18 protein-coding genes are annotated in these 24665 nt (G+C 45.7%); 1 reads left to right on the top strand and 17 read right to left on the bottom strand.

Annotated elements, in window-relative coordinates; all coding sequences use genetic code 11:
- Nucleotides 1–19: 19 nt before the first annotated feature.
- The 4 genes from NSS66_RS14670 to NSS66_RS14655 form a co-directional block, all read right to left on the bottom strand.
- Nucleotides 20–949, bottom strand: coding sequence for an ABC transporter permease (locus tag NSS66_RS14670; RefSeq protein ID WP_053325860.1), 930 nt, complete (start codon nucleotides 947–949; stop codon nucleotides 20–22).
- Between the two features lie 109 nt (nucleotides 950–1058).
- Nucleotides 1059–2537, bottom strand: a complete 1479-nt coding sequence (locus NSS66_RS14665) for an ABC transporter substrate-binding protein (protein WP_068942192.1) — start codon at nucleotides 2535–2537, stop codon at nucleotides 1059–1061.
- A 187-nt stretch (nucleotides 2538–2724) separates the two neighbouring features.
- On the bottom strand, nucleotides 2725–4248 hold the full coding sequence (locus NSS66_RS14660) for a response regulator transcription factor (protein WP_316244027.1): 1524 nt from the start codon (nucleotides 4246–4248) through the stop codon (nucleotides 2725–2727).
- Nucleotides 4241–6085, bottom strand: a complete 1845-nt coding sequence (locus NSS66_RS14655) for a sensor histidine kinase (RefSeq protein ID WP_340959237.1) — start codon at nucleotides 6083–6085, stop codon at nucleotides 4241–4243. Before NSS66_RS14655 ends, NSS66_RS14660 begins: the two co-directional genes overlap by 8 nt.
- Nucleotides 6086–6275: 190 nt before the next feature.
- Between NSS66_RS14655 and NSS66_RS14650 the strand changes: the two genes are divergently transcribed.
- Nucleotides 6276–9023, top strand: coding sequence for an endo-beta-N-acetylglucosaminidase (locus NSS66_RS14650; RefSeq protein WP_340959235.1), 2748 nt, complete (start codon nucleotides 6276–6278; stop codon nucleotides 9021–9023).
- A 136-nt stretch (nucleotides 9024–9159) separates the two neighbouring features.
- On the opposite strand, the gene NSS66_RS14645 is transcribed toward NSS66_RS14650, so the two are convergent.
- From NSS66_RS14645 to NSS66_RS14585, 13 genes are all read right to left on the bottom strand, one after another.
- The gene (locus tag NSS66_RS14645) at nucleotides 9160–9696 is read right to left on the bottom strand and encodes an SMI1/KNR4 family protein (protein WP_023989666.1); all 537 of its coding nucleotides are present in this window, start codon (nucleotides 9694–9696) and stop codon (nucleotides 9160–9162) included.
- A gap of 56 nt (nucleotides 9697–9752) precedes the next feature.
- Entirely contained in the window at nucleotides 9753–10412 is a 660-nt protein-coding gene (locus NSS66_RS14640) for a DUF2625 domain-containing protein (protein ID WP_034095070.1), read from the bottom strand.
- A 36-nt stretch (nucleotides 10413–10448) separates the two neighbouring features.
- On the bottom strand, nucleotides 10449–10967 hold the full coding sequence (locus tag NSS66_RS14635) for a hypothetical protein (protein ID WP_023989668.1): 519 nt from the start codon (nucleotides 10965–10967) through the stop codon (nucleotides 10449–10451).
- 35 nt (nucleotides 10968–11002) lie between these two features.
- On the bottom strand, nucleotides 11003–12154 hold the full coding sequence (locus NSS66_RS14630) for an immunity 26/phosphotriesterase HocA family protein (protein ID WP_053325867.1): 1152 nt from the start codon (nucleotides 12152–12154) through the stop codon (nucleotides 11003–11005).
- Between the two features lie 84 nt (nucleotides 12155–12238).
- Complete coding sequence (locus tag NSS66_RS14625; RefSeq protein ID WP_053325868.1) at nucleotides 12239–13246, bottom strand: phosphotransferase enzyme family protein; 1008 nt, start codon at nucleotides 13244–13246, stop codon at nucleotides 12239–12241.
- A 94-nt stretch (nucleotides 13247–13340) separates the two neighbouring features.
- The gene (locus tag NSS66_RS14620; protein ID WP_034095071.1) at nucleotides 13341–14339 is read right to left on the bottom strand and encodes an AraC family transcriptional regulator; all 999 of its coding nucleotides are present in this window, start codon (nucleotides 14337–14339) and stop codon (nucleotides 13341–13343) included.
- An 84-nt stretch (nucleotides 14340–14423) separates the two neighbouring features.
- Nucleotides 14424–15620, bottom strand: coding sequence for an MFS transporter (locus NSS66_RS14615; RefSeq protein WP_340959234.1), 1197 nt, complete (start codon nucleotides 15618–15620; stop codon nucleotides 14424–14426).
- A 34-nt stretch (nucleotides 15621–15654) separates the two neighbouring features.
- A complete protein-coding gene (locus NSS66_RS14610; RefSeq protein WP_340959233.1) occupies nucleotides 15655–18396 on the bottom strand; it encodes a family 78 glycoside hydrolase catalytic domain in 2742 nt (913 codons plus the stop codon).
- Between the two features lie 268 nt (nucleotides 18397–18664).
- Nucleotides 18665–19666 (bottom strand): ABC transporter ATP-binding protein, encoded by a 1002-nt coding sequence (locus NSS66_RS14605; RefSeq protein WP_209943164.1) that lies wholly within the window; start codon nucleotides 19664–19666, stop codon nucleotides 18665–18667.
- A complete protein-coding gene (locus NSS66_RS14600; protein WP_023989675.1) occupies nucleotides 19650–20639 on the bottom strand; it encodes an ABC transporter ATP-binding protein in 990 nt (329 codons plus the stop codon). The genes NSS66_RS14605 and NSS66_RS14600 overlap by 17 nt, the downstream gene beginning before the upstream one ends.
- Before the next feature lie 64 nt (nucleotides 20640–20703).
- The gene (locus NSS66_RS14595; RefSeq protein WP_103744709.1) at nucleotides 20704–21639 is read right to left on the bottom strand and encodes a DUF1177 domain-containing protein; all 936 of its coding nucleotides are present in this window, start codon (nucleotides 21637–21639) and stop codon (nucleotides 20704–20706) included.
- 13 nt (nucleotides 21640–21652) lie between these two features.
- On the bottom strand, nucleotides 21653–22924 hold the full coding sequence (locus NSS66_RS14590; RefSeq protein WP_023989677.1) for a M20 family metallopeptidase: 1272 nt from the start codon (nucleotides 22922–22924) through the stop codon (nucleotides 21653–21655).
- Nucleotides 22925–23058: 134 nt separating this feature from the next.
- Nucleotides 23059–24651 carry an ABC transporter substrate-binding protein gene (locus NSS66_RS14585; RefSeq protein WP_340959229.1) on the bottom strand — a complete coding sequence of 531 codons (1593 nt, stop codon included), beginning with the start codon at nucleotides 24649–24651 and terminating at the stop codon, nucleotides 23059–23061.
- Between the last annotated feature and the right edge of the window lie 14 nt (nucleotides 24652–24665).

Raw genomic sequence — 24665 nt, 5'->3', positions numbered from 1 at the left:
CACACCCCTCTCCTCTTTTTTAGAACAAAGCGCTGTCTTTATCTATTTTTCGCACAACATGATTGGATAGGATGACGAGAACGAAGCCAACCACCGACTGATACAAACCTGCGGCTGTGCTCATCCCAATTTCCCCTGTCGTTTTCAACCCGCGATATACATAGGTGTCGATGACGTTCGTTACCGAATACAAGGTGCCCGAATCTCTTGGAACCTGATAGAACAAACCAAAATCCGCATAAAAAATCCGACCAACCGCAAGCAGTGTCATTATGATAATGATCGGCGAGAGCAAAGGGAGCGTCACATTACGAATTTGCTGCCATTTGCTGGCTCCATCTATCATGGCTGCTTCATACAAGGATTTGTCGATCCCCAAAATCGAAGCCAGATAAACGACACTGTTATATCCGATCGCCTTCCATAGACTGACTAGAATCAAGATATACGGCCAATAAGCAGCCTCCGAATACCACTGAACCGGCTCGATGTCAAACCCTGCGAGAATTTGATTCAGCATCCCCCGATCCATGCTCAGAAAGCTGAAGGCAAAGTAGCCCACAATGACCCATGACAGGAAATACGGGAGAAACATGCCTGTCTGGTACAGCTTCGCCAATCGTTTATTAATCAGTTCGGAAAGCAGAATAGCCATAGCTACCGAAAACACAAGTCCGAGAATAATAAAGACCAGGTTATACAAAAGGGTATTTCGCGTGATGACATAGGCATCGTTGTTATTGAACAGAAACTTGAAGTTATCCCAACCCACCCACTTGCTCGTATAAATACTGGCCCAGAATCCTTCCCTGTTAAAACGATATTGCTTGAAAGCAGCCACTGTCCCGACCAGCGGCAGATATGAAAAGAAGAAGAACCAGATAGCGCCGGGCAGCACCATGAACAGCATAACTTTGTTTCTCATCACATTTTTGAAAAATGCGGCCATAGGTATCCCCCCAATCTGTTATGAGAAAAGCAGCTAAAATAGCTATTGGAAAAAGACCGGGCGTAACTTACACCCGCCCGATCTCTCCTATATTTCACGACCTAAAATATTATTTGCTGTTTTTTTCCTTCCAGGCATCAAGCTGGGATTGCGCTTCCACCATCACCTTATCCAGACCAGCCTGCTTGAATTTCTCAATCACTTTCGGGAGATTCGTTTCCGGGTCCAGTGTGCCTGTCATCAGCGAAGCCCAGAATTGCTCTTTGACGTTCTGAACCGCTGCCATCTCCGTAGATACTTTACTGCTGTCAAAGTTGAAGCTCAGGATTGGAGAGTTTTTTCCTTCCGAATTGAACTTCTTGAATTGCTCCCATTTATCAGCCGGATCATTCGGATTCAGATACAACAGCATATTGTTGCCGAGTGAATACGAAGGCATATCATAGTTTTTGGAATTAGCCAGATTTTCGATATACTGGCCATCTGTTTTTTTGTAATGCACCCCTTCAATACCGGAGTCAACCATATTGCGTAATACCGGATCTGTATTCAGCAGGTTCAGGAACTGCATCGCCTTTTCAGGGTTTGCCGAGTTTGCCGAGATCGCCATAATGGAGCCCTGTACAGACGTATTGGTCACAATTGGATCGCTGGCAGGTGTCGATATCACCGGATAGCCGTAGCTTGCAGACCACAGGTTATCGGCCAGCGGTTGAGTTTGCGCACGATCCAGAAACCAGTTCCCGGACGTAGTTAAATCATTGGTCGAGCCTGTGGTTGCAGCTTCCGGTGATACGTATCCGGCCTTGTAATACTTATGCATCGTCTTCAGCGCCTGCTTCATTTCAGGCGTTTCCAAGATGTTTACGATCTTATAATCCGTGGTATCCAGTTTGACAGCCATCGGCAGGTTTTGAATGATATAGTCATATGGAACATATGGAACATAGTTTTTGTCCATGCCGAATGCAGTTACGCCAGGCTCGTTTTCTTTAATCGTTTTGAGCAGAGGCTCCAGGCTATCCAATGAGCGGACATTTGAAAGGTCCAGCTTGTATTGGGTCAGCAATTTGTTATTGAACCGCCATACCTCTTGCTGCGGAAGCTCCTTATTGGCAGGAATGCCATAATGATGTCCATCCACCTTAGAGCCTTCCAGAAACGCAGGGTCAATCGTCTTTTTAAGATCCTGGCCGTACTTGTCAAGCAAGTCGTCCAGTTCCATGAATGCGCCCTTTCTGGCATTTTGCACATAATCAAAGCCACCGGAAGCCGTAAATACAATATCCATGGGCTCTCCCGAAGCCACGTTCACCTGCATTTTTTGCGGGTAGTCGCCCCAATCGACCATTTTCATTCTAATCGTGGCGTTTATTTTCTTTTGGGTATACTTGCTAACCTCTTCCATCACCCGATCTACATCTTTTTGAGGCGTACCAATGGTGTACCAGATCAGTTCTACCGGTTTTTCCGCTCCTCCATTCGTCGTTTCCCCGCCACCGCTGCTTCCTCCACAAGCACTGAGAACGAGCGTCAACACCATACACATCACGAGAACAAGCGAGTAGCTTCTTTTGCTTTTACCCATGTATGATCCTCCCTTATGAATTGGAATTTGACCCTATCTTGTTCATTGGAAGTCGCTTATGGGATTTTTGCAAAATCCTCATTTATGAAGCAACTACGTTAACCTTAACTAATGTAAGCACTTTCATAAAGAAGATAAACTTAATAAACCAAGGTACAAATTAAAGAAATCCATGTACACCTGGTATTTATCCCAATCCTTTATAGTCTGTCGGGGAAATGCCCACATATTTTCTGAACTGCTTATAAAAATATCCCGTCTCCCAATACCCCACGTTCCGCGCAATTTCGTGTACCTTGAGATTGGTGTTTTTAAGCTGTTCCTTGGCTTTTTTAATCCGGTACTGATTGATATATTCAGCAAAGGTTTCGCCTGTTTCCTTATGAAACAACTGACCGAGATAAACGGGATGAAGGTGGTACTGGTATCCTAATATTTTTAATGATAGCTCCTTGGCATAATGAACATGGATATAGGACAGCACCTGACTTACGATAGGGTTTTTCATATCTTGCAGCAGTGAATTCACCGTCTCTGTCGCCACATGCTGAAGCGCACTCACCAGCTCTGCCAATGTCGTACAGCATTTTATCTGGTGAAGCCCCTGCTGAAACCGTTCCGACTCATTGGAATGCTTGATGTTCTCCAGCTCCATCTTGAACCGGATCACCAACTCCAGCGCCATATTCCGCAGTTCATCCGGGGTAACACTTTCGAGATGCTGAAGCTGCTCAAAATCACTCTGAATTCGTGCGGTAAGCGCATCTAGGTCTCTTGCTATAATCAGCTTCACATAATCCTTCCAGTCGATGGAACAAGTCTCGCCAGCGTTGCCCTCGCTCTCCTCCAGCATTGTATAGTCAATGATCCGGCGGTCATTATATATCATAAAATATTCCAAAGATTTTTTAGCTTCATTATAGCTGCGTGGAGCTGCAGCAAGCGAACCGGCGCTGCCTATCCCGATATACACCGTTTCTTCCCCGTCCGTCGACCACTGAACAGAAAAATCCTCCAAGAGCGTTAACAAGTCCTGTCTGCCCTCATCATAATTCGGTAGTGCGGCAATGATTACACTAACCGCATCAACATCGCGAAACAATGTTAAATCGGGCTGGTGTTGAATGTACTGCCTTAACTGTTGATGCATTCCTGCCGAATCCCCTTCCGTCCGTAACACAGCTACCTCCATGAAGGGGATATTTAACGAAAAACCTATCAATTCAGCACGTTCCTGGAATTCTGTAGGCGCAATCTGTCCTGTCAGCCAACGGTACAACGTATTTTCCTTGAGAACTTGCACCCCAAACGTCTCATATTGTTGATCCAACCGGGACCTGTCCAACTTCTCCGTTGTATTGCATAAAGTGGATTCCAGTTCCTCCACATTAATCGGCTTCAAAAGGTAATTTTCGATGCCCAGCTTCATGCCTTCCTTCAAGTAATCAAATTCATTAAATCCACTCAACACAATCGCCTTCAAGTCAGCATGCAGCTTTCTCGCCTCATGAATCAGCCTGAGACCATCCATCGTCGGCATAGAAATGTCCGTAATCAGTACGTCCACGGGTCTGGAGGCCAGCGCTTCCAGCGCCAAAGATCCATTTTCCGCATGTCCGACAATTTCTAGCCCAAAAGAGGTCCAATCCACAATATCGTATAATCCCTCAATGATAAAAGGCTCATCGTCTACAATAAATACTTTATACATATATGGCATCCATCCCTTCCCTGTTAGGGCATCGTACCCGAATCGTCGTTCCCTCGCCGCTGCGGCTCTCCAGTTCAATCCCGGAATCGGCTCCGTGTAAAAACCGAAGTCGGGTGTGCACACTGCGTAGTCCAAACATTTGTCCGTCTTCCTCCTGGCGTTCCAGTTCCTCCAGAATCTGTTTCAAACGCTCCCCTTCAATGCCCTTCCCATTGTCACGGATCTCAACCAGCAGAACCTCCCCCGTTTCACTCACTTCAATGGTCAGCACATTATCATTCCGGTCGCTTTGTATACCGTGAACAATATAATTCTCAATAATGGGTTGAAGCATCAGCTTCATGACAGAACGAGTATACAACTCGGGGTCGACCGTAATCGTGTAATTGAACCTTTCCTTGTAGCGTATTCTGAACAACTCAAGATATAATCTGCAAGCCTCCAATTCATCTTTAAGCGTGTATATTTTTTTCTGCTGAACCAGGCTTTTGAACAATACCGATAGGCTATAAATCATTTCTCCTACATCCTTGGCTCCCTGGGAAATCGCCCTCATACGTATCACTTCAAGCGTGTTATACAAAAAATGTGGATGAATACGTGCCTGCAAGGCAACAAGCTCCGTTTGCTTTTGCTTGATCTCTGCTTTATACACCCGTTCAATATATAGATTAAGATCGTCCAGCATATCGTTGAAGCTTCGAGAGATTTGTCCCAGCTCATCCTCTTGGGGGTCTTGGATACGAGCTGTAAGATCGCCATTTTTCACCTGACGAGTGAATTTAATAATCCGATTCGTTCGTTTAGCAAAGTTAATGACGAAAAAGGCAGGGAACAGCACAGCAAACAGAATACAAACGACACTGATTGTCAAAATCGTATTACGGATACCCCGGTACGATTGAGCCATTTCCTCATTGGGGACTGCCCCAATCACGACATATCCTTCGTCCGGAGAAATCAGCTTGTTGATGTACATATTTTGCTTCGCCTGAATGATCCCGGCATCGGAATCCACATCGTCATATAATGATCGGGTCACTTCGACATAAGGATACGTTTTCCCGTAATAGTTACTCCTTGAATCGAACAGAACCGTTCCATGGGTGGACAGAACGATAATTTCGCCCTTTAGGTTGTTCCCGTAGCTGGAAAGTGCATTGGAGATACTTTTGGAATTTAGAAACACCAGAAGCTGACCGGTATTTTTGAGTGTTTGCTTATTGTTAATGGGGACTTGTAACGAATATAGCGAGGGGCTCCACTGATCGACCGCCTTCCGAATCCAGTAATTCGGAGCAGAGACGCTTTTGCTTTCGGCAGCCATCACATCCGGTACAAAGGAACGCGCCGCATGCACCGGGAATTGCTTGAATTGCTTGCTCTCATTGAAGGTGGACAAATATTGCTGGTCGGCACTGTACAATATCAAATTGCTAATATCGCTATTTTCATCCAGCCAATTTTTAAAATAAGTGAGCACATCTGTTGAATAATCATGACTCTCCATGTACGTCTCGTCCATGCGGTGCTGTACATATTCGGAATACGCGTGGTCCATAAAAAAAGAAACGTTCATCGAGAGCGCCTCATTCCGGTACATATCCCGCACCATGTTCTGAACGGATTCATGCCGGAGATGGATATAGCGGTCAACACTCTCCATCGCTGCTTTCTGGGTATCCAGTTCCCGTCGAATCATGGATTGCGATATGGATATATACGTGACATATGCAATCGTAATAATTGACAAAATGGCAATACAGGAGAACAACAATAGTATCCTCAGGAACATGTTGTTTTTAAAATAAGCTGTGTATCTATTGCCCCTTTTCATCGTATAAGCCCTCCAGGATCGTTCATGCGTAAATAAAGTATACCATGTCCTTCGCTGGATATAAGTAAGCGCATTCATGAAAATGAGGATTTTCTTTAATTTAAACGCCATATCTTTAATTTAGCCTCTATTTAAAAACCGTTTTATTGATTATCTTTAGGGGGATAAATACACGTTAGGGGGATGAGCTATGAAACGTAACAAGGTTCACAAGTTCGCTTTAAAATGGACTGCGCTGGTTTTGACTTCTGTCCTGTTAAGTCAAACCCTCTCTCCATCCGTTTATGCAGGCGATACCCTCCCATATGAAGGAGAAAGCGCCAAAGGGCCGAATCAGCCTTATCAGCACGGATACGCCAGCTCACATATTTTGGACTGGACTCCTACCAAAGATGTCTATGGAGATATGCTTCGCGCTCGCGTCCCTCTGCAACAACGTAACAGCTCCTTCGCCGCTACACAGGCCCAACCTGCTTTAAGCCCTGACACGCAAATGTTTACACTTAGCGGCGATTATGGAAACGCTTTTTTTGATAGCTATTCCTATACCAATAAATTCAGTCAATACTTGTTTAACTATTGGCAGTATACCGACTATTACGGCTACTGGCATGGCATGCCTACCGCCCATGTACCCGAAGAGCTATACGATCCCCAAAAGGATTGGACGGAAAAATGGTTCGAGTTCGGCATTCTGAACATTCCAAATCCGGGTTATACGAATGCGGCGCACAAAAACGGCGTTCTCTCCATCGCCTGTATTTTTTTCTCGGATAATGACCGTGGACCGCAAACGTATAAGCAAATGCTCGTGCAGGATGCTCAGGGTGGATTTCCGGTAGCTAAAAAATTGATCGAAATGGCGAAATATTATGGCTATGACGGCTACTTCATCAACCAGGAGGAAGCTTCTAAAGGCGTAGCTACAGAGGATATCCCCCGTTACAAGCAGTTTATGAAATACTTGCGAGATCAGGGCATGTATGTGCAATGGTACGACTCCACCGTAAACGAAACCGGTAAAATTGCTTATCAAAATGAGTTTAATGCCGTGAACAGCCCGTTTGTCAAAGACAAGCAATACGGACAGGTGTCCGATTCTATTTTTCTCAATTATTGGTGGGACAAAGCGAAGCTGAAAAGCTCCGGCGACCATGCCAAGCAATTGGGTCTGGACCCTCTTAAAACCGTTTTTGCTGGGATTGAGGGCGGGAACGGTGACTTTGGCAGATGGAAGCAAAAATACGATCTTCGTCTGAATATCGGTGAGAACGGGCAGCCAATGAACAGTATCGCGACGTTGGGAGCAGATTTCACACATAATGCGCTGGATGAAGAGTTTGGCGGACAGGACACCAATCGCAGAGCTGACAATGCGTATCAATGGATGACCTTTATCCGCGACCGTGTCTGGTGGTCCGGTCCGAATCAGAATCCCGTCCGTGCACAAAGAAACCCAAGTGTAGATTTGTCCGATGTAAAAGCTTCGGGCGCAAACTGGGACGGTATCGCGGCATATATCGCCGAACGTTCTGTCATCCGTGGCTCCCATTTTAATACCAGCTTCAATACCGGACATGGCTTGCAGTATGTCGTGAATGGAGTCATCTCCAATCCCAAGGAATGGTCCAACATCAATATTCAGGATATCCCGGTAACTTGGCAATGGTGGCTCGATACCAAAGGTAAACCGCTCTCGGTTGACTATGACTATGGTCCGAATTATACCAAAGGCACTCGGTTTACCTATCAGCCTGTGGGCGCTTATCAGGGTGGCAGCTCCCTCGTCGTTAACGGAGAGCTGAATTCAGATAACTTTTTACGCCTGTATAAAACGGATCTGTCGGTAAATAAGAATTCAAACTTGTCCATCACGTACAATAAGCCTTCCTCCGATGACAGCTCGGTGCTGAGTATCGGACTTATTTTCAAAGATAACCCCGGCCAAGTCGTAAAAGTCAGCATCCCTAACTCTGGTAAACAAACCACGGGCTGGGTAAGCCACAATCTGGACTTGAGTGCCTATAAAGGAGAAACAATTGTAGCTTTGGGTTTATCTTTTGATAACGCAAATAAAACAATCAAAAACTATCAGATGAATATCGGCCAAATCAAGATAACAGACCATTCTGTCCTGAAACCAGCCGCGCCGACGGGATTCAAAATCACCAAGGCACTGACCGATACGAACGAAATGCTTGTAGCCTGGGACCTAGAGGATTACTCCAAAGTTAAACAATACAATCTGTATGAGAACGGCTCCTATATCGGCGGAATTTATGACTCATCCTATTATATGAAATCCCTAAACCATAAATCCGGTGAATTAATGCTTACTGCAGTTGGGGCTGATGGAACGGAAAGCGAACCGGCTCGATTAAGCTACGATCTGAATGCTGCCGTCAGTCATATTAAGGTGGAGACTCAAGAAAACGGTGAAGCTACAGTAACATGGAAAAATCCCTCTGAAGCGGACGGAACGGTTAAATTGAACTTGATCACCGACTATACGGACACCGTATTCCATAAAACCATTACGGCGGACAATGGCGCTGAAACGGCTACGTTTACCGATCTGCCCACAAACGGTGATAGCTACACACTACGTATCGCTATCGGCAATCATGAAACTGTAGCATACACTGGGTATCTCGCAGACACGACGATAGAGCCTTATGTAAAAGAGAATGTGACGGTCACTGGGTCAACGTATACGCTTGCTCTACCAACCTTGAAGGACTGGCATCGTTTATATGTATACGAAAACGATGTGCCCAAGCAATTTGGCGTAACTTATGTATCGAAAAAGTTTCCTTACATTGTCCGGGGAAGAACAAAATTAAGTGAACTGACTTTTACCCCTACTTCTCGTACCAGCTCGCTAAAGATCGTGCTTGAAGATTATGCCGGCAATCAGGCCACAACATATGTAAGATAGCTTTGTGCAAGAATCCCATGGTCCTGATTGTGTATCGCCATATCCGCTACAAACAGTCCCAATGAAGAGTTCCTTCAAGGGGACTGTTTGTAGACTTCTCACTATTGGCTATATATTGGGCAGAATCATGCAGGTATCAATACAATGCCCATTTTTCCGTACACAGCTCTATAAATGAATGGGCAACCTGTTCACATTCGTCATATCCCAGACTACCAGAATGAGCAAAAAGAACGGGATACTCATTGTTTCTTTTTTCCTCTCTCATATCAAACATATAGTGGTTTCCGCACCCATCCATCGCAAACGACACAGCACCCGGCATATATTCCGGCAACTCGTAGGCGAGGTTCATTTCTCTCAAATCTTCGGTATTGAAAAACTGAAAATAACGTTCTCCATTTTGAAACTCCCCACCATTAGAATATTTCAAAAACTCCATATAGCTGTCAGGAAATTGTCCTTGGGGCAGATGCCAGCCAACAGGATCTAAAGGTTTATATTGATCATAGAAAGGAGACGACTTTGGAAAAGGGTTCACTTGTCTTTGCTTGATTTCGTGAATCTCTTGCTCGGATAGCTTTATGTTCCATGTTTTCAAAAAATTCGCGATTTGTTCATCAGTTGCTTCCTGACTTATTACAAACGGTTGTTCAAATTGAATACTCCACATATGTGCCAACCTCCATGCCTTGATGCCTCTAAGAGTTGTTGTTTCTACCACAAAAGCTATTCCTTATCCAATGCCACCTGCCATGCATTTGTAATGTCTATAGGCGACTTGCTGCTGGTCTCCCCTCCACCTTCTTGGGTCCATAGCGGCGGATAATATGCAAATACCTCTCCCGGCTGAAGTTGCTCCATATCCTTCTGCCAACCGTTCCAGCGGAATGTCTGGTAGAACAAGCCCAAATCTCCCTCAGCCAACCAGCTCAAGAAACCGGAATAGGCCAGCTCAGTGGATTCCCATTCCAATGCATCTGGTGCAAAATAGTAGATATGACCGCTACGTCCGAATTTCCCTATATCCAATCCAAAAAATCCACCTGCTGCATCATAGGCAACAATCAGCATCCCCTCAAGCGCAGGAACACTTTTCGGCTCTTGAAGCCCGTTCCATGAGGTCAAGCTACCGAAAATTCCAGAGCCACCCGCACCCAGCAAGGTGATCCAACCGTAATCAAACACGATTCCTCCTGTCTCATAGGCAACTGTTCCCAAATATGATTTCGTACTCACCTGCAAACGGTACAGCGTGTCCCCTGGAGCGGATTCCGATTCGGTCGATACAATGTGATGTGAATTCCGGCCTTCTTTCAGAATATTTCTGACCTCTTCCCATGCATGGTTATCCTTATCCACCAGTTCATCAACCGTTAAAGTATGCATGTTCATTCCCCTTCCCGCATATCCCAAAATTCACTTTCAACCTACAAACTGATTTTTGAAAACCTGCGTTTGATCTAAAATCACCCACTGATTCACTTCGTCGTATCCTTTTACAATGGCCGTGACCTCATGCTTCGGATACATCCACTCGGATGGTGTCTTTTCCTCATATGTACGAGTGTCTGACAATCCGACCGCATGATGCTGGAAAATATGAATAAGCGTACCTTGTGGAAAAAACACTTCAATATAACCCTTTACCTTAGTTCCAACGGGCAGTGCATTTTTGATTTGATGCCATTCCTGGTTCAAGGTGTGAAGATAATTGGACCATACTTCTTCAAACTCTTTTTTTGTAATTTTCGTATAATAGGGCTCCGTGTCATCAATCGCTTTCTCAGCTAATAAGAAATGATACTGCTCGTGCTTGCGATTAGAGGCGATATACGTGCCGTCATCCTGGATAACAATTTGTCGATAAGCTATTCCATCCGAATCTATTTCAAAATACCAGGTTCCCATGCCTGGTTCCGGGCAATCCTTAAGATATTTCATGGGCCCCTCCTATTAAAAAATTCAATTCGTTTGTATCACTTTTTCCCGCCATAGGTTCTTGCCAAATATGCGAGATATTCCGAACGCGTCAGTCCTCCCGTTTGACGGTTGAACTCATCATACGAAATGTCTTCCGGGAATCCGAATTCGGCCAGTGCTTTTCGACGTTCATCCTGATGTAACGGATTATCCAGCGTTTTGTGCCACTCCCGCTCTTCCCAGGAGCCAAAACAGTCGGCAACGATACCTGAATAAGCACCGTTATTTGAAAATTTTCGCGAGGACTTGAACACGGTCTCCCCTTCCGGTTTGGAAACCGTGCCCGTTCCCCAGGACAGACTATATGTTTTTTCTTTTCTACTATCCGTACTACAGCCATAGCCGATGGGGAACACAATATCCTCTTCCACTAACAGCTTATGCCCTACTCGCTCATAGGCACCCCGCATAAAGGAATCATCCATAACAATCCAGGTCGTTTCGGATAATGGGGCGGATGTGATAGATTCCAAAGCTGTTGAACGGTCACGACTCGTAAACAAATATGGACGTACGAATAAAGGCATGGTCATGACACTGTTCCAAATGCTCTCCTCTGCAAACAACTGATCCTTTTGCATTTGGCGCAAATCTCCAACGACCAGCACATATCCATCTGTGAAAAGGTCTATTTCCACGCGGAAGATGTCTCCTGGGACCGTTTTATAACGCTGGTTTTTCATATGCTTCAACCGGTGCAACCTGCGATCGTAATCCTTGGGCACAAGTGACGGATATTGCTGAAGCCAATCGATGATCTCTTCTTTACTATGTAAATGCTCACATCCCGTAATAGGGAGTTTCACACCCGTTTTGCTATTCACAGCAGTAACATAACTAAGAGGACGATCCCTTCGAATGCCTGCTGAAAAGGTCACGCCTTCTGCCTTGATGCTCGAAACACTTGTGTAATTCAGCTTTTTCTCTTTGCCACGAGCCGTTTTAGGCAAAACAAATGCCCGGTCACGCGTAAAAATCTCTACATCGGTTTCTCCATAAGTATCCTCAGTGGAAGAAATTCGCTTGCGAATAACGTCTCCATCCACACAAATAAAGTATCCTTCTTTAATTTCTACCACATCCCAATGCTCTTCCAGCGCCTCCAGCCCGAAGTACGGCCGTAATGCGTTCGTTAGCCAACTATTCATCTGTTCCTCCAGTTTCGAGTACATTTCAATGCACCCAGGCTCAATTTTCCCAAAGATTATAACATAACGCGGCATTTAGCTCGTTTATTCATACACTGTTCCAGCTTGGACCAACTCTTCCTGAATCCAGCTACTGCTGGTGGAAAGCTGGCGCAAGTCGGCAGAGATCTGTTTGACCTGCTCTTGCAATACGTGTGACTGATCCGTTCCTTCCAGAAAGCGACTCAAAAAATGAAGAAATACGTCTACCTTCCTAAGCAGCATCAATATAGGCACAGCATCAATCTCGGTGTGGCTTAAATGAACCTGGCGGCTGAAGCCCCGGCAAAAATCCCGAACTGCTGTCGTCTCCTCTGGTTGTCCCAAAAATCCTGATAAGATGACCGCCGGCTCCATGACCCGAACGTCTAGCGTACAAAATTCGAAATCAAGCAGTGCGGTTACTAGACTATGATCAGAATCCTTTACTAACAAATTGGAAGCGTTCAAGTCTCCATGTACAAGCTGATGCGGCAACTCTTCCAATGCATGAAGCGAATCTGTAATCTCTTCATAAGCTTCCCCTATTAATCGCAGTTCTTCATGCAAATCCTTTAGAGGCTCAGGCGGATGTAAACAAAAGCCCTGAACCGTTTCCCGGTTACACAACGGATAGGATTGCTGCAAAGCATAATACGGTCGATAGACTGGAGTCATATCAAGATTAACTGTCGCAAGCACAGCCGATAATTCCCCCGTAGTCTCGCCCAAAGTATAGGCAAAGCTTGAATCCTGCTCCAGGGGTGATATGCCTTCTATGTATTCGAACAGACACACATATTTACCGCTTTCCGTCTCCAGTTGAGCAAGCGTCTCTCCCGTGACCGTCGGAATAGGCGTGGGTGTCCTGAACGATAGTGAATGCTTACTCAGCTCCTGCAAAACTGCATGCTCAAATTCAATTTTGTCCCGATCCTTGTGTGTATCGTAGACGCGCAGCACTCCGTTTCGCCCACCACTCTTAACAAAATACGTCGTATTATTCCAACCCCCGGTTTGTTTCTGCAGCGTTCCGTTCCACTCTGGCCAGTGACGTCTTAGTATTGCCTCCAAGGATGTACCCTCCCTTATAAACACCAGCTTATGAATTTGCAGATATTATAACAAATATAGACGCCCATTAGAATTGGACGTCCTTGTATATCCTTCATTTCCTCAACTGTTTGTTTCGGATATTTTGCGGGGTGGCACCATATGCTGTTTTAAACTTTTTATAGAAAAAACTCATGCTGTTATATCCCACCTGTTTAAATATCATTTCGAACGGCAGATTGGTATTCACTACCAAAGAATAGGCTGCATTGAGTTTAATGTTGGCAATAAGCTGAGTGTAAGTAAGACCGGTTACTTTTTTTAACTTATTACTTAAATACGTGCTATTGTAATTAAAATGGTTAGATAATTGCTGTAGGCTTAAATGCTGATAGTGCTCTTCCATGTAATTCAGAATAGAGGTAATATTATTTTCCTGCTGGTTTAAGTGAATATTATGCTCGCTTTCCAATACACGGACCAATTCTCCAAATACAATTTGCAAATAAGCCTTCACCAATTCCATCGAATCCTCTTGCCTGGAATAATATTCGATTAAGATTCTACGCAATATATATTGAAGGTTCTCATTATGCTGCGACTCAAAAATAATAAAGTGATTATGGTGCTGATGCTGGAGGACAGAGTTGGCTAGAAATTCGCCAATCAGGCTTTTTTTCTTAGATAGCCGCTGCAGAAATAGGGATGAAATTGTTTCTCTTTGTAGCAAGATATTAATCAGTATATCGTCTTCTCCCAAAGGAGCGATGCTGTGCGGCACATCCTTATCCAGGACACATACTTGGCCTTCACAAAGCTGAATTTCTTTGCCTGCTATGATTTGATTGCACTTACCTGAGTAAACATAGTTTAATTCGATAAATTCATGCATGTGCTCCAGCATCGGAGCAAATCTATTGTGCTTGCTAATATAAATATCATGTTCTCCAAAGAAAAATAAAGCGGGCATACGGTATATATTCTGATTTATATCAAAAAAACGCTCATTCTCCGATTCTTTGGAGAGATCATTAATCACCTGATTGTTTTGCTGTTGTAAAAGTTCAATTTCCGTTTTGTTTCTCAGCAACTGATCCAACTCATGAAGGTTCATAAACACTGACTCCTCCTTCACTATATGATGGAAAACGGGCGGTTCTCCGCCCGTTGAAAAAATTACTATATCGGATACATCCCATTAACTGTGGACTGCCGCTTGAGTTTTGCTTCCCTTTCCTCTAATAGCGATTCCCAGACAAAGGAGTGCCGCAATCGTAAATACAATCGCAGAAACAAGGAAGGAAAATGAAGCCGTTTCATTCCCAGACAACACCCCAACTAACTTGATGACATAAGGCGAAGCAAACGCTCCCAAATTGGAGCCTACCATCGCAATTGAAATGGAAATCGTTTCACTGCCTTTAGGGACGATTTTAGTTAGTATGGTAAAAATATAAGGAATAAACAGCGCAAAGCTAAAGCCAATGATCAGCATGGCAACGGTAACCATGGTCACATTCTGAGCAAACCATAGTAGTACAAAACCTGTTGCTGTTAATAGACTGGAGATAAAGGGAGCGTAATTTCTAAACCATTTATATATTTTACCAAACAAGAAGCCTGCAATCATGGTCGACAAGGAAAATAGCGTTAAGGCGGTTCCTAAAAAACCAGCATTGGGCATACTCTTTTCAGCAATCATAATGCCTGTTTTGGTATATACAATCATGATAAAAGTCATAAACAGAAAAAGTGCAGCTCCTAATCCAAGTACAGGTATGGATATTCCCCCGCTCTTGTGACCCTTTTCTGTCGAGTTCTCTACTGTAGGCTCCCCGCGCTCTGGTTCGGGAATGATCAGAAAGAATAATAGCGCAATAGGAATGGTGATTCCATAGCATAAAAAAGCGAACTGCCAGTCAATTAGGGCGAGCTGCCCTGCCACAAAGGTAGCCAAGCTGCTTCCGAGTCCTTGAACGGCGCTTTGAAAGCCTACTAATTGAGCACGTTCATCCCCTTCAAAAAAATCACTAATTAAACTGACGGCCAGTGAATTGAACATCCCGAGACCTGCACCTAGTACCAAACGCAGCGCAAGAATCCATGTAATATTCGTCGTGAACATGGGAAGTATTCCGCCGATGACTACGAGCAAAAGCCCTAGCAGGACTGTATTTTTTTTACCCAATCGAGAAGAAATCGGGCCACTCAATAGCACAAACAGCATCATCGAGAAGGATGGAATCGTGACTACGCTTTCAATCAGCGAACTGGAGACGCCTGATAATTGGTTCAGCATCATTGGTATGACAGCCGAAATGGCACTCGCTGACGTCAGGACTAAGGAAATGGATAGCAACGCCGTTTTAAACAAAACTTTGTTCTTTATATTCATTAAGCTCTCACCTCTAGTCTATGTTATTTAGCCTCTAGTTGCATCTGTACTGGAACGTATACTGTCCAGAACCGACCGTAAACGTCATTTCATGATCTCCGCTCCTTTGGAAAATCGCCTGTTCCCCTGTAGAACCTAATTTCCCGGCCAGCTCCTGTGGCACATCACCAGGCGGATACTGAATCGACGGATATTGCATAGCAATGGTCTGCTGTAGTGCATCCGGCTCCATAACGCCCGGAAGTGTAATCTCAGCCGTCGTATTATGTGGTACGTGAACCGTCATCTTCATTTCTTTATTCGCGATTTCCCATTGGACTTCAAGCGTGCCATATGGCGTCTCCAGCTTGCCATGGGCCGAAGTAAGATTGGCAGGCGGTTTAGGAGCTAAACGTGATTTTTTATAGCCCGCTTCAAGCACATCGATTCCGGCAATATTTTGGTACATAAAGTCTCCTACTGAACCGTACGAATAGTGATTGAACGAGTTCATATCGGTGCTCCAGAATGAACCGTCCACTTTAATGCTATCCCAATGCTCCCACATGGTCGTTGCTCCCCGTTCAACCTGATAGAGCCATGAAGGATAATCATTTTGAAATAAAATGTTATAAGCGACATCCGTATAGCCATGGTCGGATAAAACCAGACATAGATAGGGGGTGCCCACAAAGCCGGTATCCAGATGCAAATCATTTTTTTCGATGAGCCGTACGAGCTCCTGAATCACTTGCGTTTTATACTTTTCTGGCACCAATCCGAAGTGCAAAGCCACAACCTGTGCAGTCTGGGTATTGGAGGTTAATTTGCCCGCGTCATCGAAGTAGCGGTTCGCAAAAGCCGTTTTAATCCCCTCATGTAAGTTTTTATATGTGTTGTAATCGGTATAGCGATTCAGCAGTTTGGCCGTCTGTGCCAATATATGAGTCGAATACGCAAAATAAGCAGTAGCCACCAGCGTTCCGTCCGTCGCCCCAAAATAGCTTCCTTCCTCGCTATCCAGCGCCAGCCAGTCTCCCAGCTGCAAACCGGTATCCCAAAGACATTCTTCGTCCCCCTGGGCGCGAATATAATCCACCCATGCTTTCATACTGTCATACTGCTGCACTAAGATTTGCTTATCCCCATAGCATTGATATAGGGTCCACGGACATATAACCGCCGCGTCTCCCCATGCTGCCGTCGTTTTGTCCATATTATCGGCAAAGGTTCCTTTGAGGACATCCGGCACTACAAAAGGCACTGCCCCATTTTCCAGCTGGTTGTAAGCCAAATCCCTAAGCCACTTTCGGAAGAAGGAAGCCGCATTCATATTGAAGCTGGCAGTTCTAGCAAAAATCTGTGCATCGCCGGTCCAGCCTAATCGCTCATCACGCTGCGGACAATCGGTTGGCACATCCAGGAAGTTCCCCTTTTGCCCCCACACAATATTGTGTTGAAGTTGATTCAGCTTTGGATCAGATGTCTCAAACACCCCGATCGTCTCCATGTCCGAATGCAGAACAACGCCCGTAAAATCTTCAATCGTAACGCTATCAGGAAAGCCCTCAAGCTTCACATATTGAAAGCCTTGAAAAGTGAAATGCGGCCTAAATATCTCCGTCCCCTTCCCGCTGCAAATGTACGTAATCTGCTGCGCTGCATCCCGAATATTATCTCTGTAAAAGTTCCCTTGCTGATCCAGCACTTCACCATGAACCAGATTCAGAACCGTACCTTCGGGGGCTTCAACTTGAAATTCCAGCCAGCCTACCATATTTTGACCCAAGTTAAGCACCAGCTCACCTTTAGGAGTTCGAATGAGTTCAACAGGCTTCAATCGGTTCATCACACAGACAGGCTCGTTCTCCTGAGCAATCAGATGACTTAACGGGAACGAGACGACCTGCATCATTTTCCGTTCGGTTAAGGAGCTATGTTCGGCTGCCTGCTGCTCAAGTCGGGCATCATAGATTTCGCCGTTATAAATATCCGACATTAAAATGGCACAGCTCGTTTCCTCCCAGGAAGAATCAGAGCAAATGACTTCAGAACGGCCATCTTCATAACTAATCTTCATTTGAAATAACAATGCATTCGTGTTCCCGTAGGTGTCCTTGCGCTTTTGCCAGCCCAGATAACCGCTGTACCAGCCTTCTCCCACCGTGGCTGTGATTCGATTATGTTGTTCTCGAATGGTAGAAGTCACGTCATATGCTTGCACCTGGACACGATCGTTATAATCCGTCCATCCCGGGGTAAAGTAGGCATCGCCCACCCTTTGTCCATTGAACTCCAGTTCATACAGCCCAAGACTTGTAGCATAAATGACTGCTTTTTTCACTTTTCCCTCAACCGAAAAATATTTGGAAGCGGCAAAAGGAGCTCTTGTCTGAAACTGTTCATGGATGCTCCGCTCCTTCACTGTGATCCATTGTGCTTTCCAGTCCTGCTCATGGAGCAGCCCCATCTCCCAAAAGCCGGACTCACTCCATTCCGATTCTTCCGGTTCTGTGTCACCTGCTCCCTGAGCCCATACTTTTACCCGATAATAATATCTTTGTCCTGATTCCAGCGGGGGGCCTTCATAGGGAAACAAAATGGATTGATCCGAATAGGTAAAATGATTCCAAATCAGCGGTTCAAACGTGGGATGAACGGATACTTGCAATTGGAAACGTTTTTGAGAAACATACATTTTTTCAGATTCGATCTGCCAACTTAACCGCGGTTTTAGACAACCCAATCCAATCGGATTATTTAAATGCTCGCATCTAAGCGCTTTCACTTTTAGCATTCTTATGTCCTCCCTGAGGTCTTCTTTTGTATTTCTATATTCAAATTAAAACGCTTCCATTGATTGTGCGCAATGTTGTATCCCTGCATGTTATATGCTTGATTTACAGGTGTTGAAATTCCACCCCTTATATTGAATCTTAAAATGGATTTATTAGAAAAATATGTGCGTTTGCAGAGCAGCTACAGTTAAAAAAAGCCCGAATCCGTTAGAGAAGGATTCAGGCTTGATTCTTGCTAGAAGGTCTATCTATTCTTTTTCAGTTGGCTTATGCTCGTCCGGCTATCGCTTGTTCCGGCGTGGAAGCTGGATACAAGTGACAGGCTACCTGTCGCCCTGGTGCAGCTTCGGCAAAGATGGGCTGTACTTTGCTGCATATCTCCATGGCTGCCGGGCAGCGATTATGAAACGCACAACCACTTGGCGGATTTTCTGGACTGGGCACATCCCCTTTAAGTACAATCCGATCACGCTCCGCTTCCGGATCAGCTACAGGTACCGCAGACATTAGCGCCTTTGTATACGGATGCAGCGGCTCTTTGAACACTTCTTGGGTCGGTGCGAGTTCGACCAGCTTGCCCAGGTACATCACACCCACGCGGTCGCTGATAAATTTGACGACCGACAGATCATGGGAAATGAACATATACGTCAGGTCATATTGTTTTTGCAGGTCCTTCATCAGATTGAGCACTTGCGCCTGAATCGACACATCGAGGGCCGAGACTGGCTCGTCACACACGATAAATTTGGGATGAAGCGCCAGTGCCCGTGCGATCCCGATCCGCTGGCGTTGACCACCCGAGAACTCGTGCGGATAACGATGTGCGTGATAAGGAGACAATCCGACCACTTCGAGCAGCTCTTCCACCCGCTCTTTGAGCTGCGTTTTGCTTAGCTTTTCATGCGTGATGAGCGGTTCTTCCAGCACCTGCTGTACCGTCCATCTGGGATCAAGCGAAGCAAACGGATCTTGAAACACCATCTGCATATCCGTTCTGAATTTGCGCAGCTGCTCTGTGTTTAGCTTACGTATATCCGTGCCGTTAAACAGAATCTCTCCATCCGTCGGTTCGATCAATCTGAGAATTGCCCGTCCAGTTGTGGATTTGCCGCAGCCGGATTCTCCCACGATTGCCAGGGTTTCACCCTGCTGTACAGTCAGGTTAATACCATCCACCGCTTTGACTGCTCCCACTTGTTTGGAAAAAAGTCCTTTTTTGATCGGGTAGTGTTTTTTCAAATTACGTATTTCAAGCAGTGTACTCATGATATCCCTCCTGCTGTAGCAAGCAGCGGCTTTTGTGTCCGGGTTCCACTTCTGTAAGCTCCGGGGCCTCTGCACGGCAAATTTCCTTGGCAAACTGACAACGTGGTGCAAAGCGGCAGCCATGTGGCATATCAAGTGGGTTGGGAACCTGGCCCGGAATGGAAGCCAGACGCTCCTGATCACTGTTTAATTGTGGCAGTGAAGCTAGCAAACTTTGTGTATACGGATGCTTGGGCTCTTTAAAAAGCGTTTTTACATCGGTTTCTTCTACCACTTGTCCGGCGTACATAATCACGACCCGATCGCACATTTCAGCAACGACACCAAGGTCATGAGTAATCATCAGAATGGAAGTTCCTTCGGACTTCTGCAGCTCACGCATCAAGTCAAGAATCTGTGCTTGAATGGTTACATCTAGTGCCGTTGTCGGTTCATCGGCGATCAGCAGCTTCGGATTGCACACCATCGCCATCGCAATCATCACCCGTTGGCGCATCCCGCCCGAGAGTTCATGCGGATAAGAAGCGGCTACTTTTTCTGGACGTGGAATTCCCACTTTCGTCAGCATGTCCACAGCCATGTCTTTCGCTTTGTGTTTGCTTACACCGTGGTGGTATCGGGCAGACTCCGCAATTTGCTTGCCGATTTTGAACACAGGATTTAGCGAAGTCATCGGCTCCTGAAAAATCATGGCCATCTCGTTGCCACGAATCGAGCGCATTTTCCGCTCCGAAAAATCCAGCATGTTTTCACCGTTAAACCGTACTTCACCAGCGGCTACTTTCCCAAGTCCCTTGGGGAGGAGCTGCATAATGGAAAGGGAGGTAATGCTCTTGCCGCACCCGGATTCTCCAACGATTCCGAGTGTTTCGCCTTTGCCAACCGATAGATCGACGCCATCCACAGCCCGAATGGTGCCAGCCGCAGTCTTGAACTCCGTCCGGAGGTTGGTTACTTCAAGCAGTTGTGCCATGCCCTCTTCCTCCTCCTTGTCCATCATTGAACCTTCATGTTCTTTTTAACTTAGGGAATAAAGCTTATTCAGACTTGCCCATCGTTTGTAGATGCTTCATAGTACCGTACAATTTAGTAATATGTTGAAACTCCTTTTCCGAATGAAAAGAGCATTGCCCACGTCCATAAGCTTTGGCTGTTTCTACAGCCAATTTGGCCGCCAGCGCAATATCGCTTTCGTGGCTGGCCCCCGTTGCACTGCCTGGGACAGGAGCAGCGGCCGTGATGGCTACACCAACCACTGGAGCGGAAGTTGCCACCGCTGGCTGCAAAATGCTGTTGATGTGATACAGGTCGTTACCATAAGGTGTGATGTCCTGCGTAGTTACAGCAAACGTGACACACGGTTCGCCAGTAACGGTCTGAACAATATCGACGAGGTCTTCACTAATTCGTAGCACATAGCCTTCACGTACCGTCGGGGAAATGGCAATACCTTTATGGTTAATGACCCGATTCCCTTTGGTCGTATCAATGGATAGGATCGCTTCCATTTCGGGCGTCACTTCATATTTGTTCATCGTCAAAATATCTACGGGTGAATCCATAAATGGAACCGGATCATGGGGCTGAGTGGGTGCATCTGGACAAATATGTGTACAGATGATCACATCTCCGTCAAGCACATCTCCTTTGGACTGCATGCTCAGAAGTTTAGCCGCCGCCGAAATTGCCGCTGCCGCACCGTCACCATCGGATACAAATCCGATCATTTCCGGTCGTGCTCCAAGTCCACCAAGTCGCCCTACTACACCCAAGGTTGGAGAATCGCCCCCCTGAATGCGACCCGTTTTACCGGCAATGACAATTTTAATAAAATCCGTAGAGCCCTTTTCACCTTTCACGGTGGAGACCGTAATCTCCGCTTGACCCAGTTGTTCCAAATAAGCTTTGACTTCTGCCCCGCTGGCAAACGGACTATCCAAAAGGTCATAGACTTCAAAAACTTGTTTCATCATACGGCAGATCCCCTTATGCTTCTTTTTGTGTTGTTTTCAGATATTTAAGCGCCGTCAAGGCGTATACTTTCGCAGATTGAATGATCTGCCATACCGGAGCTTTTTCATTAAAATTGTGAATGGTCGACAGTTCGGCAGGACCGTATTGCAATACCGGGATATTGTATTTGCGGAATGCACGTGCGTCGCTGGTTGCCCATTGCAGTACGCCATAGGCCTCTTTACCGCTGACCTCAGCGATAGATTCTACAAGCTCCTGTACAATCGGCTCGGTTGGAGGGGTCCAGTTGGCATTACCATAAAATCCGAATTGTTTGGGTTCCGCGTCAATGCCTACACTTGCAAGCAATTCTTTGGCTTTGGCCAGTACATCGCGGTGGTCTACGCCAAATGGAACACGGGAATCCACTTGCACTGTGCAACGGTCTGCAACCACATTGACTTTGGTGCCTCCCTGAATCGTACCAATGTTCACTGTTACATGATCAAACGCTTGTCCATAGCTTGGGTTCTCCCGTTCACTTGCATAACGCTTGGAAATTTCAATGATCTCTTTGACTTCTTCCGGGATGTCCGGCTTGATGTCCCACAGTTGTTGCAGCGCTTCAATTCCTTTTGCTGCCTTCAAAATAGCACTTTCACCTGCTATCGGCTGCAAACTGCCATGACCCGGTGTGCCTTCAACGGTAAATTCAAACCAGCAGCTTCCTTTTTGCCCGATGGTCGGGTTTTGCGGGCCTGAAGGCTCTGCGATCACAGCAGCTGTTCCTTCAATCAGCTTTCTTTCCAGCACCCAAGGTACTCCAAGATGTCCCCCGGTTTCCTCGTCTGGAACTACAAGCAACGACAACGCACCTTCGAGTGGTACGCCTAGTTTGGAGAACAGCGCAACGGTAAATATTAATCCGCCCAGTCCTGCTTTCATGTCCGAAGCACCGCGACCCAGGAGATAGCCATCACGTATCTCACCACAAAACGGATCAAAATCCCAACGAGTACGATCCCCTGCCGGCACAACGTCTGTATGCCCACAGAAAATCAGTTTTTTTCCGTCCGCCGTTTCAGCGCCATAATCAGAAATGAGATTCCACATATTCGGCCCGGATTCATGCACCGTTGTTTCTATACCTGCTTCTTTAAGATAGTCCATAATGAACTGACTAATTTCGCGTGAATCACCTGGAGGATTTTCCGAAGGAAACTGAATCAACCGCGAGCATAGCTCAAGCAATTCGTCCTGCCGTTTATCTATTTCATCAAGAACCAACGTTTTCCAATCTGTCATTTCCATTCAGTCCCTTCACGTTTTTCATTTAGCCAACTAAATTTTTTACGATCCATCGGGATCAGCTTCATACTTCAGGTGTAAAATGATAGCCTTCGGCTGTAAAAACCGAAGGCATAAGGTAAGATCACAACTTACTCTTTATTCAATGAATAGAATCGGATAACCTCATCTGGGTAGTAAACATATCCAGTGACGTCTTTGCTCATGCCAACAACCCGATTGTATTCATACAGGTACGCCCATGGCGAATCTTGATTTATAAGCTCTTGTGCTTTGCCATACAGCTCTTTACGTTTATTTTCATCTTGCTCTTTGCCTGCTTGTTCCCAAAGCTTATCCACTTCTGCATTAGCATAATGCATATAATTCGAAGAACCGCCGCTGTACATCAGGAACCCGAGATGGTAACCAGGGTCGTTGACGAAGGAAGTCCATTTGGAAATGTATGCTGTCAGGTTGCCTTCTCGTTGCTGTTCAAGGAACTGTGCACGGGCAACATTGACAACATTCATCTTTACGCCAATCTTGGCAAGTTCAGCTTGAATCAATACAGCATCATCTGCCCAGTCCTGGAAGCCGGAACCCAGTGTCAAATCAAAATTAAACCCATTAGAATAACCCGCTTCTGTAAGCAGCTGTTTTGCTTTGTCCAGGTCGTGCTTGTAGCTGTAACCCGCATCGGTGTAGCCAGGCGTGTTACTCGCTACAGAACTCTTCATTTGCTTTGCTTGACCGTACATGACATCGTCGATTAATTGGTCGTAAGGAATAGCATAAGCAATGGCTTGACGCACTTTTGGATCATTAAAAGGTTTGACTTTGTTATTCATGGCGAAATACAGAATCCGGTTACTTGCATTGGATTGAACCTTCAGATCAGCGTTGGTTTCCAGCTTCGAAACGTCCTTTGCAGGAATTTCAATCGCCATGTCCACATCGCCTTTATCTAGCAGAAGTACACGGTTGGAAGCTTCCTTGGTAAACTTCATCGTTACTTTGCTCAGATTTGGCGCTCCTTGCCAGTAGCTGGCATTAGCATTAAAGACAGCTTCTGTCGCAGGGTCCCATTTTTCAAGCTTGAACGGACCTGAACCTGCCGCATGTGTTTTCAAATAGTCGCCATCGCCATTTTCTTTGACAAGCACATCATCCACAATGGAGAAGTTGTACAATGACAGGATTTGCAGAAACATATGATTGGGTTGGGACAATGTAACGACAACGGTGTGCTCATCAGGCGCTGTAGCGGTTTTAATGGAGCTCATACCATACAGGAAGCTACCGGAATCGGAATTTTTAAGCCGCTCAAAGGAATACAACACAGAATTGGCGGTCAGCGGGTTGCCGCTTTGGAATTTAACGTATTTACGCAGATGGAGCGTATAAGTCATGTTATCAGCGGACACATCCCATTTCTCAGCCAGCATGGGCTTAATTGCTTCCGTATCTGCCACTTCACCGCTATCCGTAGACTTTTTGCCATAGGTCACAAGCTGATCATAGAGCGCAAGCACAAGGGTATCCGATGTAAGATCACTTGCTTCAGCAGGGTCCATGGTTGACCCTCCCTCCGAGTAAGCAAGTGTAATCGTCTTTGGTGGGGATGGGGCATCTGCGCCTTTCTCTCCAGATGAAGCGGACGGGCTGTTAGCATTGCTCGCACAGCCTGCCGTCCATAGCAACGTAGACAAGACGACAATTAAAGAAAGACTTTTTTTCAACATGGCTTACGTTCTCC

Origin of the sequence: Paenibacillus sp. FSL R10-2748, assembly GCF_038005565.1 — a bacterium.
Lineage (GTDB): Bacteria > Bacillota > Bacilli > Paenibacillales > Paenibacillaceae > Paenibacillus > Paenibacillus polymyxa_B.
Note: the sequence above shows the minus strand (reverse complement) of the source record. Positions and strands in the feature narration are given on the sequence as shown.

What these genes read in the sequence shown, in the direction of transcription:
- NSS66_RS14615 (WP_340959234.1), bottom strand. Translation starts at nt 15,620, where the DNA reads ATGAATATAAAGAACAAAGTTTTGTTTAAAACGGCGTTGCTATCCATT.
- NSS66_RS14655 (WP_340959237.1), bottom strand. Translation starts at nt 6,085, where the DNA reads ATGAAAAGGGGCAATAGATACACAGCTTATTTTAAAAACAACATGTTC.
- NSS66_RS14595 (WP_103744709.1), bottom strand. Translation starts at nt 21,639, where the DNA reads ATGATGAAACAAGTTTTTGAAGTCTATGACCTTTTGGATAGTCCGTTT.
- NSS66_RS14590 (WP_023989677.1), bottom strand. Translation starts at nt 22,924, where the DNA reads ATGACAGATTGGAAAACGTTGGTTCTTGATGAAATAGATAAACGGCAG.
- NSS66_RS14610 (WP_340959233.1), bottom strand. Translation starts at nt 18,396, where the DNA reads ATGCTAAAAGTGAAAGCGCTTAGATGCGAGCATTTAAATAATCCGATT.
- NSS66_RS14630 (WP_053325867.1), bottom strand. Translation starts at nt 12,154, where the DNA reads ATGAATAGTTGGCTAACGAACGCATTACGGCCGTACTTCGGGCTGGAG.
- NSS66_RS14605 (WP_209943164.1), bottom strand. Translation starts at nt 19,666, where the DNA reads ATGAGTACACTGCTTGAAATACGTAATTTGAAAAAACACTACCCGATC.
- NSS66_RS14650 (WP_340959235.1), top strand. Translation starts at nt 6,276, where the DNA reads ATGAAACGTAACAAGGTTCACAAGTTCGCTTTAAAATGGACTGCGCTG.
- NSS66_RS14660 (WP_316244027.1), bottom strand. Translation starts at nt 4,248, where the DNA reads ATGTATAAAGTATTTATTGTAGACGATGAGCCTTTTATCATTGAGGGA.
- NSS66_RS14645 (WP_023989666.1), bottom strand. Translation starts at nt 9,696, where the DNA reads ATGTGGAGTATTCAATTTGAACAACCGTTTGTAATAAGTCAGGAAGCA.
- NSS66_RS14635 (WP_023989668.1), bottom strand. Translation starts at nt 10,967, where the DNA reads ATGAAATATCTTAAGGATTGCCCGGAACCAGGCATGGGAACCTGGTAT.
- NSS66_RS14640 (WP_034095070.1), bottom strand. Translation starts at nt 10,412, where the DNA reads ATGCATACTTTAACGGTTGATGAACTGGTGGATAAGGATAACCATGCA.
- NSS66_RS14670 (WP_053325860.1), bottom strand. Translation starts at nt 949, where the DNA reads ATGGCCGCATTTTTCAAAAATGTGATGAGAAACAAAGTTATGCTGTTC.
- NSS66_RS14600 (WP_023989675.1), bottom strand. Translation starts at nt 20,639, where the DNA reads ATGGCACAACTGCTTGAAGTAACCAACCTCCGGACGGAGTTCAAGACT.
- NSS66_RS14585 (WP_340959229.1), bottom strand. Translation starts at nt 24,651, where the DNA reads ATGTTGAAAAAAAGTCTTTCTTTAATTGTCGTCTTGTCTACGTTGCTA.
- NSS66_RS14665 (WP_068942192.1), bottom strand. Translation starts at nt 2,537, where the DNA reads ATGGGTAAAAGCAAAAGAAGCTACTCGCTTGTTCTCGTGATGTGTATG.
- NSS66_RS14620 (WP_034095071.1), bottom strand. Translation starts at nt 14,339, where the DNA reads ATGAACCTTCATGAGTTGGATCAGTTGCTGAGAAACAAAACGGAAATT.